Origin of the sequence: Granulicatella sp. zg-ZJ (assembly GCF_010892355.1) — a bacterium.
In the GTDB taxonomy this organism is placed as follows: domain Bacteria; phylum Bacillota; class Bacilli; order Lactobacillales; family Aerococcaceae; genus WM01.
This window is the reverse complement of the sequence record NZ_WNJY01000016.1, coordinates 23,997-42,617: the sequence shown is the minus strand read 5'-3', so window position 1 is coordinate 42,617 and position 18,621 is coordinate 23,997. Positions and strand designations below refer to the sequence as shown.

The following is an 18,621-nucleotide window of genomic DNA, read 5'->3' as shown; positions in this document are numbered from 1 at the left end:
AGACGTTATGGTACGAATGGCTTCGTTCTCACACGTAGTAGAGAACGAGCGATGTATCGTGTACATCGTGGTAAGCCGTACAACTTAACGTCTGATACGAAAAAAGACTGTCGACATTTTAATTTGTGCTATTGATTATAGAGCAATTCGTATATAAGAATAGCTGAATTTATGATACAATATCAACAATATGGAAGAGTAGGTGAGAAAGTGCAAAAAGTATTATCAAAGATTCGTAAAGGACAATTAGAACCGGTATACTTTGTTCAAGGTACAGAAACATATTTGATGAATTTAGTCAAACAAACATTTTTAAATGATGTGTTAACGCAAGAGGAAAGAGAGCTAAATATTTCCATTTATAATGCACAAGATACAAGTTTAGAATATGTTGTGGAAGATGCATTGAGCATGCCTTTTTTTGGAGAAAAGAAAGTTATTCTATTAGAGCAACCTACCTTTTTATTACAAGAAAAAACAAAATCTGTTACAGACGGAGCGTTAGAAACTTTTTTAACTTATTTAGAAGAACCAAATCAAGATACAATTTTAGTTGTTTTGGCTCCTTTTGATACAGTTGATAATCGTAAGAAAGTCGTAAAACAATTAAAAAAAGTTGCAGAATACATTGATGTTAATCCACTGTCTGAAAAAGAAACGTCACATTTTATACAAGATGTTATTTTAGCAGAAGGATATGCTATTGATAAACAGGTTTTGACGTTGTTGTTAGAGAGAGTCGATTATCAATTATCTTTAGCAATGAATGAAGTGGATAAACTATTTTTAGCAACAATGGATACAAAGAAAATCACAAAAGATAGTGTATTATCCCTAGTGCCCAAACATTTGGAAAGTAATGTCTTTACACTTGTTGAGGCTGTTTTGAAAAAAAATGTGGAACAGGCATTATTGATTTATCGAGAACTGATTTTACAAAAAGAAGAACCGATTAAGTTACTTGCTTTATTATTAGGGCAGTTTCGATTATTGATGCAAGTCACAATTTTAGAAAAAAAAGGCTATCAACAACAAGATATTATTAAACAATTAAAGCAGCATCCATATCGTGTTCAACTAGCGATGAAACAGTCGAATGCTTATCATTTAAAGGATATGATTGTTTATTATCAAATATTATCAGAAACGGATTATGCATTAAAAACAAACACAACGGATAAACACCTATTACTTGAATTAGCGTTGTTAAAAACAATGATACAGGAGTCAGAAAATGAAACAGAGAATTTTACAAAAACAATTACAAGGTCTTTTTAAACAAGCAACATTTGGTATTGAAAAAGAAGGGCAACGTGTAACAAGTTCAGGACATATTGCCAAAACATTGCATCCTAAAAACTTTGGAGATAGAGCATATCATCCATATATTCAAACGGATTTTGCAGAATCACAACTTGAATTGATTACAGCAACAACCCAATCAGAAACAGATGCATTGAGATATTTAAGTGCCATTCATGAAGTGACATTACGACAATTACCAGAGGATGAGTATATTTGGCCTTTAAGTATGCCGATGTTGCTGCCACATGAAACAGATATTTTAGAAGCACAATTAAATGAAACGGATACTGCCTATCGTGAGTATTTATCTAAAAAATATGGTAAATATAAACAAATGGTATCAGGCATACATTTTAATATGGGGTTTTCAACAGCCTTTTTAGAACAACTCAAACAAGATACCGAAACCCTTTCAGATATTCAAAATAATGTTTATATGACAGTCGCTCGACGGTTTATGCGTTATCAATGGGTATTGGTTTATCTATTGGGAGCGTCCTCTTTAGTAGATGAAAAATATTACGACCATCATGAGCATTTAAACAAACCCGTAAAAAGTATTCGAGCAAGCCGATATGGCTACGTGAATAGTGACGATATTCAAGTATCTTTTGATAGCTTGACAGACTATGTGACGTCGCTTAGACAACTTGTAGATACGAAAAAACTAATTGCCGAAAAAGAATTTTACTCAAGCGTTCGCTTTAGAGGAGCATCGTCTGTTGTTGAATTTTTAGAAAAAGGCATTCAATATGTCGAATATCGCTTGTTTGATTTAAATCCTTTTGCACCTTACGGTATTTTGGAAAAAGATGCACGTTTTATTCATCTATTTATTATGTTAATGTTGTGGTTAGAAGAAAGCGATGAAAATATAATGCTAGGTAAAGAAAAAAGTGAAAAAACAGCATTATCACATCCACTTGATTTACCACTTTATATCGAAGAAGGACAATGGTTATTTGAACAATTTTTAGATATGGCACAGTACTGTCAGTTTTCTCAAAAAGATATTGATATTATTTGTGAAAAACAGCATCAACTTCTATATCCAGAGGAAACAGTCGGAGGAAAATTATGGATGTTGTATGAAGAAAAAGGAGATATGCTCGAAGTAGGTTTGTCATTGGCAAAACAATACAAAAAAGAGGCAGTTGAAAAACCATTTGGATTGAGTGCTTTTTCAAATATGGAACTATCTACACAAGCCTTTATGGCAGATGCAATTCAACAAGGTATACATGTTGAGTTGTTAGATGAACATGATCAGTTTTTAAAACTAACATACAGAAATCATGATGAATATGTTAAAAATGGGAATATGACAAGTAAGGATAGTTATATTTCACCATTGATTATGGAAAACAAAGTTGTGACAAAAAAAGTTCTTGAAAAAGCAGGTTTTAAAGTTCCGCACAGCATTCAATGTCAAACGGTTGATGAAGCAATGGAACAATTTCCACTTGTGTCTGGAAAACCGATTGTTATTAAACCTAAATCAACAAACTATGGCTTAGGTATCACTATTTTCCAAAATGGGACGCGTGATAAAGAAGATTTTAAACAAGCTGTCACGATTGCCTTGAAAGAAGATAAAGAAATCATGATTGAAGACTTTATAGCGGGTACAGAATATCGTTTCTTTGTCATTGATGGTAAAACGAAAGCTGTTTTATTACGTGTACCAGCTAATGTAATTGGAGATGGGCTACATTCGATTAAAGAGTTAGTCGATATGAAAAATCAATCTATTTTACGAGGTGATGGGAAAACAACACCTCTGAAACAAATTGAATTATCAGATATTGAGCAACTTCAATTAAAAGAACAAGGGTTTACTGTGAATACTGTTTTAAATCAAGGTGAAATAGCGTATTTAAGAGCAAATTCAAATATTAGTACGGGTGGAGATTCTATTGATATGACAGATGAGGTGGATAGTAGTTATAAAGATATTGCACAGAATATTACAAAAGCGATGTTTGCAAGAGTGTGTGGTGTCGATTTAATTATTCCGGATATAAAAGTACCGGCTTCTTCTAACTCTAATTATGGCATTATTGAAGCAAACTTTAATCCAATGATGATGATGCATATTTTTCCAGCTAAAGGCCAATCAAGACGATTGACAACAGATGTGTTAAAAATGTTATTTACAGAAAAGGACGATTGGTATGAATAAGAAATATAAAACAGGATTTATGATTGTTCTAACAATTTTATTTTTTTTAACAGCTTTTTTAACAGGTTTTATTGCTGCTTCTTTAAAAGAATTACCTTTAGTTATCTTATATTTTTGTGTGTATCTTATAAGTTTAAATGTGTTTTATATCATACATGAATTAGGACATACTTTTTTTGGAAAAGTAACAGGTTATCGTACTCTAGTCATAGGAATAGGTTCATTTCAGTGGTTTAAAAAAGGTGGAGAATGGCATTTCATAAAAAAACCATCCATTTTTAGTGGTGCTGCACAATATGCAGGTATCGCAAAAGATAGACAGAACCACTCTTTATGGATGCTTCGTGGAGGACTAATCACACATATTTGTTTTTGTATTCTCTTTTTTGGCTTAGCCTACGTTCGTCAAAGTTTGTTATATGTTCCTTTTGCAATGATGCATGTCTTTTTATTTCTTATGAATAGTTTTCCAATGGGTATTACAGACGGTGCTCGTATTCAGGAGTTAAAAAAACATCCTGAACGTTTTGATTTATTCTATGAAAATAATCGACTATATGAAGCAGAATTAAACAGTGAAAAATTAACAAATTTTGAATTGGTATTACCCGAATTAGAAAAAGGGATTTTAGTAGAAGCAGCCTATATTCAGTATTATACTCAAGCGTTTTATAAAAAAGAATTTGATGAAGTAAAAACAGCTTTGGAATACTACGGTTCATTTACAGAAAATGATATTTTAAGAGCGATGTCCAATGCTATCTTACTAGAAACATATATCATAACAGGTGATATAGAAAAAGCAACAAATTTATATAAAGACAAAACATTGATGAAGTATTTGGCACAAAAACCATTGCTTCATGCAATGTATGTATTGTATATACAAAAAGATTTAAAAAAAGGCAAGAAATATGTACAACAAGCAAAAAAATTGTTGTCGCCTAATATGGAATTTTCTGATGTCTTTGAACATGATAAACAAAATCTCGAAAATTTAGAACAGTTATTAACACTTGATGTGTCATGGAAATAGGTGAAAAATATGATTTATTTAGACAATGCAGCAACAACAATACCACTACCAGACGTTATTAGTGCTATGACAGATACCATGATGAATGTTTATGGAAATCCGTCTAGTACATATCAAGCGGGCAGACAAGCAAAAAAAATATTAGATGAATCTAGAACGAGTTTGGCGATATCCATTGGTGCAACATCTGATGAACTCATTTTTACAAGTGGTGGAACAGAATCAAATAATTTTGCTTTGCATAGTTTGGCGTATCGTGATGTGACAAAAAAACATATTATTACAAGCATAATTGAGCATCCGTCGGTTTTAAATACAGTGGAAGAATTAGAAAAAAAAGGATTTGATGTGACGTATTTGCCAGTCGATAAATCGGGAGTTATTTCTATTCAAGATGTCAAAAATGCGATTCGACCAGATACAAGTTTTATTAGTGTCATGTACGTAAATAATGAAGTTGGGACAGTGCAGCCTATCGAACAAATTGCTGAATTATTAAAAGATAAAGATATTTTATTGCATACAGATGCTGTTCAAGCTTATGGTATTTTACCCATAGATGTTAAAAAATTAGGCGCAGATATGCTAAGTGTATCGTCGCATAAAGTACATGGGCCACGAGGTACTGGATTTGTATTTGTGAAAAAAGGTGTTCGTGTACAACCATTGCTACATGGTGGTGGACAAGAGCAGGGCGTTCGGTCTGGTACAGAAAATGTCGCAAGTATCGCTGGATTTGCTAAAGCTATATCACAACTGCATTTGACAGACAAACAAAAGCACATAGTACAACTTCAAGAAACGCTATTAAGTGAATTATCCAAAACAGAGATTGATTATGAAGTAAACGGTTCTATGGAAGAAACAAGAAAAGTCCCAACCATTGTGAATGTGTGGTTTAAAGGTATTCCTGCAAGTAAATTGTTGATTCAGCTTGATTTATCGGGTATTATGGTATCTGCAGGCTCAGCTTGCTCTGCAGGAAGTTTAAAACCAAGTAGAATTTTATTGAGCATGTTTCAAGATGAAAAAAGAGCAAGTGAATCTTTACGTATTTCTTTTTCAGAAATGAATACTTTAGAAGAAATAAAAACTTTAGTTGAAACATTGAAGAAATATGCAGTATAATAACACTAAAATAGGAAAAAAGGAGTTACTATGTCTTATAATAAAAGTGATTTAGAAAGACAAACACGAACGAGAAAGCAAAGATACGATCGTGAAAACCGTATTTCAAGAAAAATTGTCTTTATTATTGTAACGATTGTTTTATGTGTGCTAACGATAGGGGCTATTACAGCATACGGGGCTATTCAGTACAATTTACAGCCGTATGATACAAATAATAAAGAAAAAATTGAAGTAAATGTATCTGTTGGTTCTTCTATGAAAGATTTAGCTAAAACATTGGAAGAAATGAAAATTATTCGCAATGCAACAGTGTTTAATTTTTATTTAAAAACAAAAGATGTGGGGACTTTAAAAGCAGGAAATTATGCTTTATCTCCATCTATGACGCTTGACGATATTATCGGTGTATTGAAAAGTGGAGGAACATCTGACCATGCTGTTTTAGCAACGGTACTTGTACGTGAGGGAGATCAAATTTCACAAATTGCTGAAACGATTGGCAAATCTACACCTATTACAAAAGATGAGTTTTTAGAAGCCATTAAAGACGATACTTTTGTAAATGAATTAGTCCAAAAATATCCAAAATTATTGACAAGTATGTCTAAAATGACAGATTTAAAATACAAATTAGAAGGATACTTATTCCCTGCAACGTATGATTATGTTAAAGATGATACAGCAAAATCAATGATTGAAAAAATGGTCAAAAAAATGGATAGTGTGATGCAACATTATTATCAAGTGATGATTGATAGTAGTAAAGATGTGCATCAAGTCTTAACGATTGCCTCTCTAGCAGAAAAAGAGGGTGTTAAAACAGATGACCGTAAAAAAATTGTAAGTGTCTTTGATAATCGTTTACAACAAGATATGCCATTACAATCAGATATTAGTGTGTTGTATGCTTTAGGAGAGCATAAAGAATTGGTTACATTTAAAGATTTAGAAGTAGATTCACCATATAACCTATATAAATATAAAGGATATGGACCAGGACCATTTAACTCGCCAAGTGAAGATGCGATTTCTGCAACACTAAATCCAGATAAAACAGAGTATTTTTATTTTGTAGCGGATGTCAAAACAGGTATTGTGTATTTTGCGAAAACATTACAAGAACACGAAGCTTTAGTTGAAAAATATGTGAATAATAAATAATAAATTGCTTTTGACAAATCATATTTGTCAAAAGCTGTTTTTTAGAAAGGAATAACTTATGAATAAAAAGCCTATTGTCATTGGTGTAACAGGTGGATCTGGTAGTGGAAAAACATCTGTGAGCCGTAAGATTTTAGAATCATTTCCCGGATTGTCGATTTTATTATTAGAACAAGATTCTTATTATAAAAATCAAGATCACTTAACATTTGAAGAAAGATTAAAAACAAATTACGATCATCCAAATGCTTTTGACGGAGATTTATTAGTTCAAGATTTACAAAAACTAATCAATTTTGAATCTATTTCAAAACCAGTATACGATTATGTGAACCATACAAGAAGTTCGGAAGTGATTTTACAAGCACCGAAAGACGTCATTATTTTAGAAGGGCTATTTGTTTTAGAGGACGAGCGTTTACGTCATTTAATGGATATTAAAATATATGTAGATACAGATGATGATTTGCGTATTATTCGTCGTATTAAGAGAGATATTGAAGAAAGAGGACGTTCATTAGACTCTATTATTCAACAATATTTAGAAGTTGTTAAACCAATGCATCATCAATTTATCGAACCAACAAAACGACTAGCAGATGTGATTATTCCAGAAGGTGTTTCTAACCAAGTTGCACTTGATTTAATTATGACAAAGATTGCTAGTATTTTAGAAGGCTAGATGTGATGTAAACATAAGATATTCCAGTGGTGAAAGTCGTTTGCCGCTTATGAAAAATGATGTTGGTGGTCCCCGCCAACATCATTTTTTTGTATTATTAGAAAGAGATTTTAATATATTTTACTAGATTTTTTATAAAGAAATCTGTAACATAGAGTAGACGAGAAAAAAGGAGATATATATGATTATATTTGTATTTGCACAAGATAAAAATGGACTAATCGGAAATAAAGGAACATTGCCGTGGCATTTGCCTAATGATTTAGCATTTTTTAAAAAAACAACATTGCATCAAACCATTGTAATGGGTCGAAAAACATTTGAAGGTATGGGAAAACGATTATTACCTTATAGACATACCATTATTTTAACTACCGATAAATCTTATCAAGTAGAAGGTGCAGAGGTTTGTCATTGTGTGCAAGATATTATGGATTTAAGTCAGCAACAAAATATTTATATTGTAGGTGGTGCAAAAGTATTTAGTATGTTTGCTGATAATGTGGATATGATTTATCAAACAATTATTGATGAAACATTTGACGGTGATGCTTATATGCCTAAATTGGATATGACAAAATTTGAATTGATCGAACGCATAGAAGGGGTTATTGATGAAAAAAATGCCTATCCACATTACTTTTTAATTTATAAGCGTCATTCTAATAAGTGCTAATTTAGGTAAAATATGATAAACTAGATATATCAATAGTAGTAGGTGACGTATGAAAAAACGAATACAAAAAACAAATATATCGCAAGATACATTAAGACTTATTTTTAGCGTCTTTTTATTATCATTGCTACTCATCGTATCATCGTTATTAGATGCAAAACATGTTGAGAGTGTTAAAAACACATCAATGAAAAGCGAACAAATACAACCAGTAAAAAAATAAAGATATAAGGAGATCGTTATGGCATTTCAACAAACAGTAACCGTATCAGGATTAAACAAAACATATTCTATTAGTGATAAATGTAAAAAATATACATTACGTGATAATGGCTTTGAAGAAACAAAAGCAGGAAACTTTCAATTACAACGTTCACTTGATGTTATTGGAGCAGAAAAGAAGAACTTCAAATTAAAAATTACTGTTTCAAAAGATTTAAAAGAATTAAAAATCTCTACGACAACAGGCAATGGTTTAAATGCTGTTGATTTATACAAATTAAAAAATAACGAGATGATTATTGAAAAATTTGAATTTACATTGGACGGTTTAGTTGATCGTGATGTCTTAGTTGAAGTAAACAATTAATAGGATGCATTCATCTTTGATGAGTGCATTTTCAATATAGTAGGTGTAGAAAGAGGTAAGAAAATGCCGACGAAACATGAACTTATTATTCAATTTATCGATAGTTTGGCTGTAGGGGAAAAAGTATCTGTACGCTCCATTGCCAAAAATATGAAAATTAGCGAAGGAACAGCGTATAGAGCGATAAAAGAGGCTGAAAAATTAGGGTTAGTTTCTACGATTGAACGTGTTGGAACGATTCGTGTCGAAAGAAAAACAAAACGTAATTTTGAAAGTTTGACGTATGAAGCCGTCGAAAAAATTGTTGAAGGACAAATTTTAGGCGGACATAGTGGTATCACAAAACAATTAAATAAATTTATTATTGGTGCCATGCAAGAAGATGCCATGCTTCGTTACATTACACCTGATTCTTTAATGATTGTCGGAAATAGAACGAGTGTGCAACGCTTAGCATTAGAAAGTGGTGCAGCAGTTTTAATCACGGGTGGTTTTGAAACGACTCCAGATATTATTTCTCTAGCCAATCAAGTAGGTTTACCAATTATTACAACATCGTACGATACCTTTACTGTAGCAACGATAATTAATCGTGCTATGTCGGATCAACTTATTAAAAAAGAAATTGTCCTTGTTGAAAATATTTATACAGAATTACATAATAGTGTTTATTTAACAACAGATGATACCGTAGCAAAATATCGTGAATTAACACAAACAACAAACCATACACGTTTTCCTGTTATTACACCACAAGGACGACTAGTAGGTATTGTTGCTGCAGCAGATGTTATGAGAAGACCCGATTATATGAGCATTGAAAAAGTAATGACCAAATCGCCCGTTGTTGCTAAAACATATATGAGTATTGCGAGTGTGTCCCATATTATGATTTGGGACGGGTTAGATGTATTGCCTGTTGTTGAAGATAATATGCAATTTATTGGCATTATTTCACGGCGAGATGTTATGAAAGCTATCCAACTATCTCAACGACAACCACAAGTAGGCAATACCATTGAGGATCAAATTGTTTCCAATTTAAATAGTGTTGATGAAAGTGGATTTGAACAAAAAGAATATATTTTTCAAGTTGAACCACAAATGTTAAACAGTGTCGGAACAATTTCTTACGGTGTTTTAGCAGAAATTATTACAGAAAGCTCCCAAAGAATGATTTATGAAATGTATCAACAAGGAGCTATTTTAGAACAACTCCAACTTTATTATTTTAAACTTATACAAAATGAAAATAAATTACATATTTTATGTGATGTTTTAGATGCTAATAGACGTTCTACAAAAATAGATGTCGGTGTCTATAATGAAAATAGACTTGTGGCAAAAGCGGTTGTTTCTTATCAAGTCATTAGTAAAACATAAAGGAGATAGGCATGTTTTTTAAACAATTATCCACATATATTCATGAACATGACACGATTATTATTCATAGACATACAAATCCGGATCCAGATGCTCTTGGTTCACAATTAGGATTAGCAGGTATTATTACTGAAAATTTTAAAGACAAACACGTTTATTGTGTGGGTCGAGATATAGATAGCTTAGCTTTTATGGGACAAATGGATCAGATTGACGACTCATGTTACAAAAACGCATTGGTTATTGTGACAGATACAGCTAATACACCTAGAATTGATGATAAACGATTTACGCTTGGGAAAACTCTCGTAAAAATTGATCACCATCCTGATATTGAACCTTATGGTGACATCTCTTATGTGGATACAAAAGCAAGTAGTACGAGTGAAATGATTACACAATGGGTTTATGAAGAACGTTTGATGATAACATCTGAAACTGCAAGGCACTTATACGCGGGTATTGTAGGTGATACAGGACGATTTTTATATGAATCAACATCTAGAAAAACAATGCAATTAGCAAGTTTTCTAAGAAATTATGATTTTTCAGCGACAGATATTCAATATGCGATGATAACGCAGTCTATCCAAACAGCAAAATTATCCGGCTATGTATTACAACATTTAAAATATACAAAACAAGGCGTCGCATATATTGTCCTATCTCAAAAATTATTAACCAAATATGGACTATCAGATGAAGACACAGCCGGGATAGTATCTTTACCGGGTACTATTGAAAATGTGTGTTGTTGGGGCATTTTTGTAGAACAGCCAAGCGGAAAATACAGATGCCGCTTACGCTCTAAAGGACCTGCGATTAACAGTATTGCACAAGAACATGATGGTGGAGGACATCCATTGGCGAGCGGAGCGAATGCACAGCATTTAGATGAAGTGAAAATTATTATTTCCAAATTAAAAAAAGCAGCTGAACACTATCAAAAATAAGAAAGGATTATCCAATGAGTGAACAAACAGAAACAATGACACCTATGATGGCACAATATTTTTCTGTTAAAGAAAACTATAAGGATTGTCTATTGTTTTATCGCCTAGGCGATTTTTATGAACTTTTTTATGATGATGCTAAAATTGCATCAGAAGTATTAGAAATTACATTAACATCACGCAATAAAAATGCACAAAATCCGGTGCCTATGTGCGGGGTGCCTCATCATGCCGCACAAGAATATATAAAAACACTCGTCGACAAAGGTTACAAAATTGCAATTTGTGAACAATTAGAAGACGCTAAGTTAACAAAAGGTATGGTCAAACGTGATGTGGTACAAGTTATTACACCGGGGACAGTGTTAGATCCTAAAAATAAAGATGATAAAAAAAATCATTATTTAGCATCGCTTATCTATGCACAAGGGTATCATTTGGCGTATGTAGACATTGCCACGGGTGAAATAAAAGTGACAAGCACCTCAAATGATGAGAGTTTATTGAATGAATTACGCAGTTTGGATATTTTTGAAATTGTCTACTATAACTTGCCAGATGCGATCATCAAACAATTGCAACAACATTTCTCTTATGTTCTTTCTAAGCAAGAGCAGAATATGGATAGTACAGCGTTTGAAACAATTTTGGAGCCAGTTTATCATAAACAACAATTAGAAGCTGTACAATTATTATTAGCTTATGTGAATAGAACGCAAAAAAGAAGTTTAGTTCATTTACAACCTGTTCAAGTATATGAAATCAATCATTTTTTGAAACTTGATTATAATGCTAAATACAATTTAGAATTAACGGAAAGTATTCGCACAAAGACTAAAAAAGGAAGTCTTTTATGGCTTTTAGATGAAACCAAAACAGCAATGGGTGGACGTATGCTTCGTCAATGGATGGAGAAGCCGTTGATTGATAAAAGTAAGATAGAAAGTCGTCAACAAAAAGTGGCGAATTTAATGAATCACTATTTTGAGCGAATGGATTTAGTTCAAGCCTTAAAATCGGTTTACGACTTAGAACGATTAGTAGCACGTGTGTCTTTTGGTAGTGTAAATGCAAGAGATTTGATACAACTCAAAACGTCATTAGAGCAAATTCCAATGATCAAAGAATATTTATTATTGATGAATGAAACAGGTGAATGGACAGATACGCTTGAACAAATGGATTCTTTAGATCATATTACTCATTTAATTGAAAATGCCATTATAGACGAACCACCGATTTCTACAAAAGAAGGGGGCGTTATAAAAAATGGATATGATGAGTTATTAGATAAATATCGTGATGCAATGGTTAATGGCAAACAATGGATTGCGAACTTACAACAGCAAGAACGTGAAAAAACTGGTATTAAAACATTAAAAATTGGGTATAATAGAGTATTTGGTTACTATATCGAAGTGACGAAAGGAAGTTTACATTTACTGCCCGAAGGACAATACGATCGTAAACAAACACTAGCGAATGCAGAAAGGTTTATAACTCCCGAATTAAAAGAAAAAGAACGTATTATTTTAGAAGCTGAAGAAAAATCTGTTCAATTAGAATACGAATTATTTGTATCTATTCGTGAACAAATCAAACAATACAGTGCTGCTTTACAATTATTGGCAAAACAAGTAGCCAGCATTGATGTGTTACAATCTTTTGCGTATGTCAGCGAACAATATCATTATGTGAAGCCAATCTTACATCAACATCAACAAACCATTTTTATTAAAAATGGACGTCATCCAGTCGTTGAAAAAGTTATTGGCATCCATAAATATGTTCCAAATGATTTAGTCATGTCAGACGATAATACATTATTATTGATAACAGGTCCAAATATGTCTGGGAAAAGTACCTTTATGCGTCAACTAGCACTGACGGTCATTATGGCACAAATGGGTTGCTTTGTTCCTGCTGATACAGCAGAATTACCAATTTTTGACCGTATTTTTACACGAATTGGTGCAGCAGACGACTTGATTTCTGGACAAAGCACATTTATGGTTGAAATGCTTGAAACAAATCAAGCTATACAATATGCCACAGAAAAAAGTTTGTTATTATTCGACGAAATTGGGCGAGGAACGGCAACATACGACGGTATGGCACTAGCAGAAGCTATTTTACGATATGTTCATCATCATGTGCACGCCATAGCATTATTTTCAACTCACTATCATGAATTAACTGTTTTAGATAAAGAACTAAAAGGATTAAGAAATGTTCATGTAGGTGCGATTGAAGAAAATGGAGAGCTTATTTTCTTGCATAAACTAATGGAAGGCCCAGCAGATAAAAGTTATGGATTACATGTTGCACAATTAGCCGGATTACCTAAGGAATTGTTATTGGAAGCAACACATATTTTAGAGCGATTAGAAGTGGGTCAAAAAGATGTACCGATTTCAAAAGAACCGATACAAGAACAAGTATCTTTATTTGAAGAGTTGGAGTTAAAAGAAAAAGATGTCCTACAAGAACTACGTACAATGGATATGTCACATTTAACTCCAATGGATGTGATGATAAAGATGAATGAATTACAAAAGAAATTGATGTGATAGTAACCCCCCTAGACGAACCAACATAATGGCAGTTCGTCTAGGGGGATTTTACGATATGCTTAATGTTTTTGGAAATTACTGTTTGCCCAATGGATAACACTTGATAGTAAAAATAAACTAATGATTGTCCCTTCTCTTACATATAAAGGAAGATGATAATAAAAAGATAATCCTAATGAGAGAATAACGGATACGACATCAATACTATATCTGTAAAAAGAAAAAGATAGTTTTGTCTTTGCTTCAAGTAATTGACATAGTGTTTCAATTGGAAATTTTAGTGTGCCGTAATATAAAACACGACCCGTTCCAATACCGCCAATAATTGTTCCTAGTATAAAAGTCAGAATTTGTAAAGGGTATATCGTTATATGAACATTCGCTAAAATCGAATAGAGTATGATATTAACGACATTCCCAAAACAGATTAAGGACACAATCATTAACACATATTTTTTAATTGTACGCTGTTTATCAAGAAAAACACACATACTTAAAAAGAAAAAGTTAATACCTGTCGTGACTGTTCCAACTTTAATCTGTGTCACATCTGACACAGCAACATTTAATGCATTGAAACTACTAACACCTATATTGGCTTTAATAGTCAAACTAATACCGAGTGCGGAGATAAGATAAAAAATAAGCGATTTAGCGAGCTGTTTATACATAGTTCCCTCCATGATGAGTTCTTACTTTACATAGTATGCTATTTATTATAAATAGGTCAAGTGAAAACGTATCAATCTTGCTTAATATCAAGGAATATAATAAAATATAAATAACAAAAATAAAACGTTTTAATGACAAAAAATAGAAAGAGGTTTTACTGTATGAGTTGGGAAACAACCTATGAACAATGGAAAAATTTTGATAATTTAGATGAGAAAGTAAAAGAAAGTTTAAATTGTTATGATGATAAACAAGCAGAAGATGCTTTTTATGAACCGCTTAGTTTTGGGACGGCAGGTATGCGTGGTGTTCTAGGTGCAGGTATTAACCGAATGAATATTTACACAGTTCGACAAGCAACAAAAGGGTTAGCCTTATTTATAGAAAGTGTTGGGGAAGAAGCAAAACAACGTGGTGTTGCCATTGCCTACGATTCTAGACATCAATCAAAAGAATTTGCGATTGAATCGGCTCGTGTATTAGGCACGCACGGTATTCCGGCTTATGTTTTTGAAGAATTAAGACCAACACCAGAATTATCCTTTGCGGTACGTGAATTAAAAACCTTTGCCGGTATTATGATAACAGCAAGTCATAACCCAGCTAATTACAATGGTTATAAAGTATATGGACAAGACGGTGGACAAATGCCACCACAAGATGCCGATGCATTAACAACATTTATTCGTTCTATTGATAATCCATTGACGATTGATGTGTTATCAGAAGAAGCATTACTGGAACAAAATCTATTACACTGGCAATCAGATGCACTGGATAATCGTTATTTAGAACATGTAGACACTGTGACAATCAATAAAGAGCTTGTAAAAGAAATGAGTCAAAAAATGACACTTGTCTTTACACCACTTCATGGAGCAGGACAAATGCTTGGTGAAAAAGCATTAAAACAAGCAGGTTTTGAATCTGTCTATCTTGTACCAGAACAAGCCGTAGCTGATGCTGATTTTTCAACAGTACGCTTACCAAACCCAGAAGATGCTGATGCGTTTGATTATGCTATTGCACTAGGAAAAGAAAAACAAGCGGATGTTTTAGTGGCAACTGATCCAGATGCAGACCGTTTGGGTGCGGCCGTTTTACTACCAAATGGCGAATACCAAGTAATAACAGGAAATCAAATTGCCGCTTTAATGGTCGATTACATTTTAAATGCACATCAACAAGCAGGTACTTTAAAAGAAAATAGTGTTATTGCAAAATCTATTGTATCTAGTGAATTACCAACAGCAATTGCAACATCTTATGGTGCAGAAATGGTTAATGTATTAACAGGCTTTAAGTTTATTGCTGATAAAATTAAACAATATGAAGCAGACGGAAGTAAAACTTTTATGTTTGGTTTTGAAGAAAGCTATGGTTATTTAGTCAAATCATTTGTTCGTGATAAAGACGCCATTCAAGCATTAGTATTGATTGCAGAAGTAGCTGCATACTATAAAAAACAAGGCAAAACATTATATGACGGTTTACAAGCATTATATGAAAAACACGGTTACTTCTTAGAAAAAACAATTTCTGTGACACTTGCTGGCATTGAAGGTATTGCTAGAATCAAAGCCTTAATGACACAATTCAGACAAGAACCTCTCCAAACATTTGGAGGTATTCAAATTGTCGAAACACAAGATTTTTCCACATCGGCAATCACGTTGGAAAATGGAGATGTGAAACCATTAGATATGCCAAAATCAGACGTTTTAAAATATCTTTTAGCCGACGGGACATGGGTTGCTATTCGCCCAAGTGGAACAGAACCAAAAATCAAATTTTATATTGGTGTAAAAGCACAAGATTTACAAACAGCAGAAACGACTTTGTTTACCATTAAACAAGACATTGATACATTGGTGAAATAATAGCGTGAAGTCAGATAAAATACAGTATTGGTATGTTTATCTGGCTTTTGCGTACAGTGATAATGAAATATAAAGTTAGAGGTAGGGGAATAAAATGAAAGTGGGAACAAAATGAAAAAAAGGTCTATGCAATAGTTTTAGTGATGTGTTTATGCGATATTTTCGCATTTATGAACGTTCAAATGTATCATCACTATATACCGTATTTATATATACTGGCTATTGTATCCAGTGTTGTATTGGCGATGAGTGCCTTGAGATGAAAACATCATCGCACGATATGTATATGTGGAGCATTTCTGTTTTTAGTCGTTCATATTGCATACTTTACATTTTTATATTCCTTCGTGTTTGCGACATAAAATACACCTAAAGTACGATTATTCACCTCCGTTTTATGCTATACTTATAGTGTAGAAAGTACGGGGTGAAGAAAATGAGAAAATATACAAAATGGGTTTTTATCTTTAGTTTATTTTTGTTTATAGTACCTTTTCAAGTGAGTTATGCAAGAGAACTAACGATAAAAGATTATCAAATTGATGCACAAATACAGGAAAATGGTGATGTCGATATAACGGAAAGTATTCTTTATGATGCTTATGGAAAATATAATGGTGTATTTTATAATTTAGATAAACGAGAAGATGGGTCAAATAAAACACAAATAGAAGATATATCCGTATCATTACTTGAAAATAATGAATTGATACCATTGACACAAAATAAGTCTGAAAATCCACAAACGTATTTATTAGATAATAACGGTGATTATTTGAAATTTAAAATCTTTCTACCAATGGAAGATACACAAAAACGTCTTGTTTTTAAATATAGATTAAAGCATTATATTATCAATTATTTAGATGCAGCCGAATTTAATCGAAAATTGATTGGGAAAAGATTTGAAATTCCTCAAGAAAACATACATATTCATATAACATTGCCACAGTCTTTAACGAAAGAAACTTTACGTGCATGGGCGCATGGTGGAAGTGGTAATGGAGAAGTGAAAATTGATGATGACTATAAAGGTGTCACAATAACGACAAGCCATAATTCAAGTGGGCAGTTTGTTGAAGCACATGTCTTATTTCCGCCTAGTGTTACAGCTAGCAATCTCCATTTAATAAATGAAAATAAATGGGACAAAATCATTGCTGAGGAAGCCTATTTAGCACAAGAGCCAATGAGAAGAGAAGCAGAGCGTCTTAAAAACAAACAAATGGCTGAAACGGTTTCACCTTATATTGCAGGTTTTTTAGGACTAACATTGATAGGTGTCTATCCTTTTGTGATTAGACCATATAAAAAATGGAAAGAAAGCATCCCTTATGTACCAAATCATCTATATGATATTCCAAAAGATATTACACCTGCTATTATGACAGATAAAATTTATCATGATTATATAGCAAGTGAAGATGTTGGGGCAACTCTATTAGATTTAGTTCGTAAAAAATGTGTTCGCATTATAGATGGTAGAAATGGTTATGGATTTACCTTAGTGAAAGAACCAGATACATTGTACGAACATGAAGAAGTGTTGATTGATTTTATTTTTAATGATATTGGTAGAGGGAAATCCGTTGTTTATTTAGAAGATATTCAAGACTATGCCGATGAACATCCAGAATTTTATAATGACTCTATGGATTTATTTGAAGATGCTGTACAAGAATATCCATTCGAATATACAGATACAAAGACACGTTTTAGCTCTGCATACACAGTTATTTCCAATGCCATTGTTGTCTGTGTATTAGCTGCAACACTTTTTATTAGTCTTAAATATTTGCTCTTTGGTTTTGTAGGCTTTGTGTTATTGGCAAGTGCTGGTGTTGTTTTGTTAAATCGTACATTTAGTGTAAAACGAACAAAACAGCAAGAATATGAACTTGCACAATGGAATGCTTTTAAACAGATGCTTCTTGATATTAGTTCATTAAATCGTGCTGAGATTGAATCCATTGTCATTTGGGATCATATTTTAGTATATGCAACGTCTTTAGGCGTAGCTACAGAAGTTATTGCTCATTTAAATAGAGTGTTTCCAGAGGGCATACCTAGTACGATTGGTAACCCTAGCACAACACCACTTTTCTATGATCATATTTTTATGAATGATTTTACATCATCTATAAATGAAGCAAATACAACTGCAGCATCTATCAATTCACACGGAGAAGGTGGCAGCTTTAGTAGTGGTTCATCAGGTGGATTTGGTGGTGGATCTAGTATGGGTGGGTTCTAATTCAAAATAAATAAACATCAATAAAGCAGTAAATGAAGTGGTAAATTGACATCTTAGCGAGTCGATTTACCACTTTTTATTGGTTCTTTACTAAATTGTATTGATAGATTTTACTTCTGCTAACACAATTTATTATAGGCACAA

General features: G+C 32.7%; 15 protein-coding genes. 14 read left to right on the top strand and 1 reads right to left on the bottom strand.

The window, feature by feature from the left end; all coding sequences use genetic code 11:
• Window positions 1-171 precede the first annotated feature (171 nt).
• The 12 genes from holA to mutS all read left to right on the top strand — a co-directional run bounded on the left by holA (window position 172) and on the right by mutS (window position 13,668).
• A complete protein-coding gene (gene holA, locus GMA11_RS05735) occupies window positions 172-1,278 on the top strand; it encodes a DNA polymerase III subunit delta (protein WP_163546267.1) in 1,107 nt (368 codons plus the stop codon).
• Window positions 1,235-3,487, top strand: a complete 2,253-nt coding sequence (gshAB, locus tag GMA11_RS05730) for a bifunctional glutamate--cysteine ligase GshA/glutathione synthetase GshB (RefSeq protein WP_163546266.1) — start codon at window positions 1,235-1,237, stop codon at window positions 3,485-3,487. The genes holA and gshAB overlap by 44 nt, the downstream gene beginning before the upstream one ends.
• Window positions 3,480-4,523, top strand: a complete 1,044-nt coding sequence (locus GMA11_RS05725) for a hypothetical protein (RefSeq protein ID WP_163546265.1) — start codon at window positions 3,480-3,482, stop codon at window positions 4,521-4,523. The genes gshAB and GMA11_RS05725 overlap by 8 nt, the downstream gene beginning before the upstream one ends.
• Window positions 4,524-4,532: 9 nt before the next feature.
• Window positions 4,533-5,651: a cysteine desulfurase family protein gene (locus GMA11_RS05720; RefSeq protein ID WP_163546264.1), complete on the top strand. Its 1,119-nt coding sequence runs from the start codon at window positions 4,533-4,535 to the stop codon at window positions 5,649-5,651.
• A 30-nt stretch (window positions 5,652-5,681) separates the two neighbouring features.
• Complete coding sequence (gene mltG, locus GMA11_RS05715; RefSeq protein ID WP_163546263.1) at window positions 5,682-6,815, top strand: endolytic transglycosylase MltG; 1,134 nt, start codon at window positions 5,682-5,684, stop codon at window positions 6,813-6,815.
• A gap of 58 nt (window positions 6,816-6,873) precedes the next feature.
• Window positions 6,874-7,497: a uridine kinase gene (gene udk / locus GMA11_RS05710; RefSeq protein ID WP_163546262.1), complete on the top strand. Its 624-nt coding sequence runs from the start codon at window positions 6,874-6,876 to the stop codon at window positions 7,495-7,497.
• Between the two features lie 181 nt (window positions 7,498-7,678).
• A complete protein-coding gene (locus GMA11_RS05705; protein ID WP_163546261.1) occupies window positions 7,679-8,173 on the top strand; it encodes a dihydrofolate reductase in 495 nt (164 codons plus the stop codon).
• Between the two features lie 49 nt (window positions 8,174-8,222).
• Entirely contained in the window at window positions 8,223-8,396 is a 174-nt protein-coding gene (locus GMA11_RS05700) for a hypothetical protein (RefSeq protein WP_163546260.1), read from the top strand.
• An 18-nt stretch (window positions 8,397-8,414) separates the two neighbouring features.
• Window positions 8,415-8,762, top strand: coding sequence for a DUF1831 domain-containing protein (locus GMA11_RS05695; RefSeq protein WP_163546259.1), 348 nt, complete (start codon window positions 8,415-8,417; stop codon window positions 8,760-8,762).
• 63 nt (window positions 8,763-8,825) lie between these two features.
• Entirely contained in the window at window positions 8,826-10,145 is a 1,320-nt protein-coding gene (locus GMA11_RS05690) for a DRTGG domain-containing protein (protein ID WP_163546258.1), read from the top strand.
• Between the two features lie 11 nt (window positions 10,146-10,156).
• Complete coding sequence (locus GMA11_RS05685) at window positions 10,157-11,098, top strand: bifunctional oligoribonuclease/PAP phosphatase NrnA (RefSeq protein WP_163546257.1); 942 nt, start codon at window positions 10,157-10,159, stop codon at window positions 11,096-11,098.
• Window positions 11,099-11,112: 14 nt separating this feature from the next.
• Window positions 11,113-13,668 (top strand): DNA mismatch repair protein MutS, encoded by a 2,556-nt coding sequence (mutS, locus tag GMA11_RS05680; RefSeq protein ID WP_163546256.1) that lies wholly within the window; start codon window positions 11,113-11,115, stop codon window positions 13,666-13,668.
• A 62-nt stretch (window positions 13,669-13,730) separates the two neighbouring features.
• Here mutS and GMA11_RS05675 read toward each other — a convergent pair whose 3' ends face one another.
• Window positions 13,731-14,342, bottom strand: a complete 612-nt coding sequence (locus tag GMA11_RS05675) for a YitT family protein (RefSeq protein WP_163546255.1) — start codon at window positions 14,340-14,342, stop codon at window positions 13,731-13,733.
• 162 nt (window positions 14,343-14,504) lie between these two features.
• Between GMA11_RS05675 and GMA11_RS05670 the strand changes: the two genes are divergently transcribed.
• Both GMA11_RS05670 and GMA11_RS05665 read left to right on the top strand, forming a co-directional pair.
• A complete protein-coding gene (locus tag GMA11_RS05670) occupies window positions 14,505-16,223 on the top strand; it encodes a phospho-sugar mutase (RefSeq protein WP_163546254.1) in 1,719 nt (572 codons plus the stop codon).
• A 436-nt stretch (window positions 16,224-16,659) separates the two neighbouring features.
• Entirely contained in the window at window positions 16,660-18,477 is a 1,818-nt protein-coding gene (locus GMA11_RS05665; RefSeq protein ID WP_163546253.1) for a DUF2207 domain-containing protein, read from the top strand.
• Window positions 18,478-18,621 lie beyond the last annotated feature (144 nt).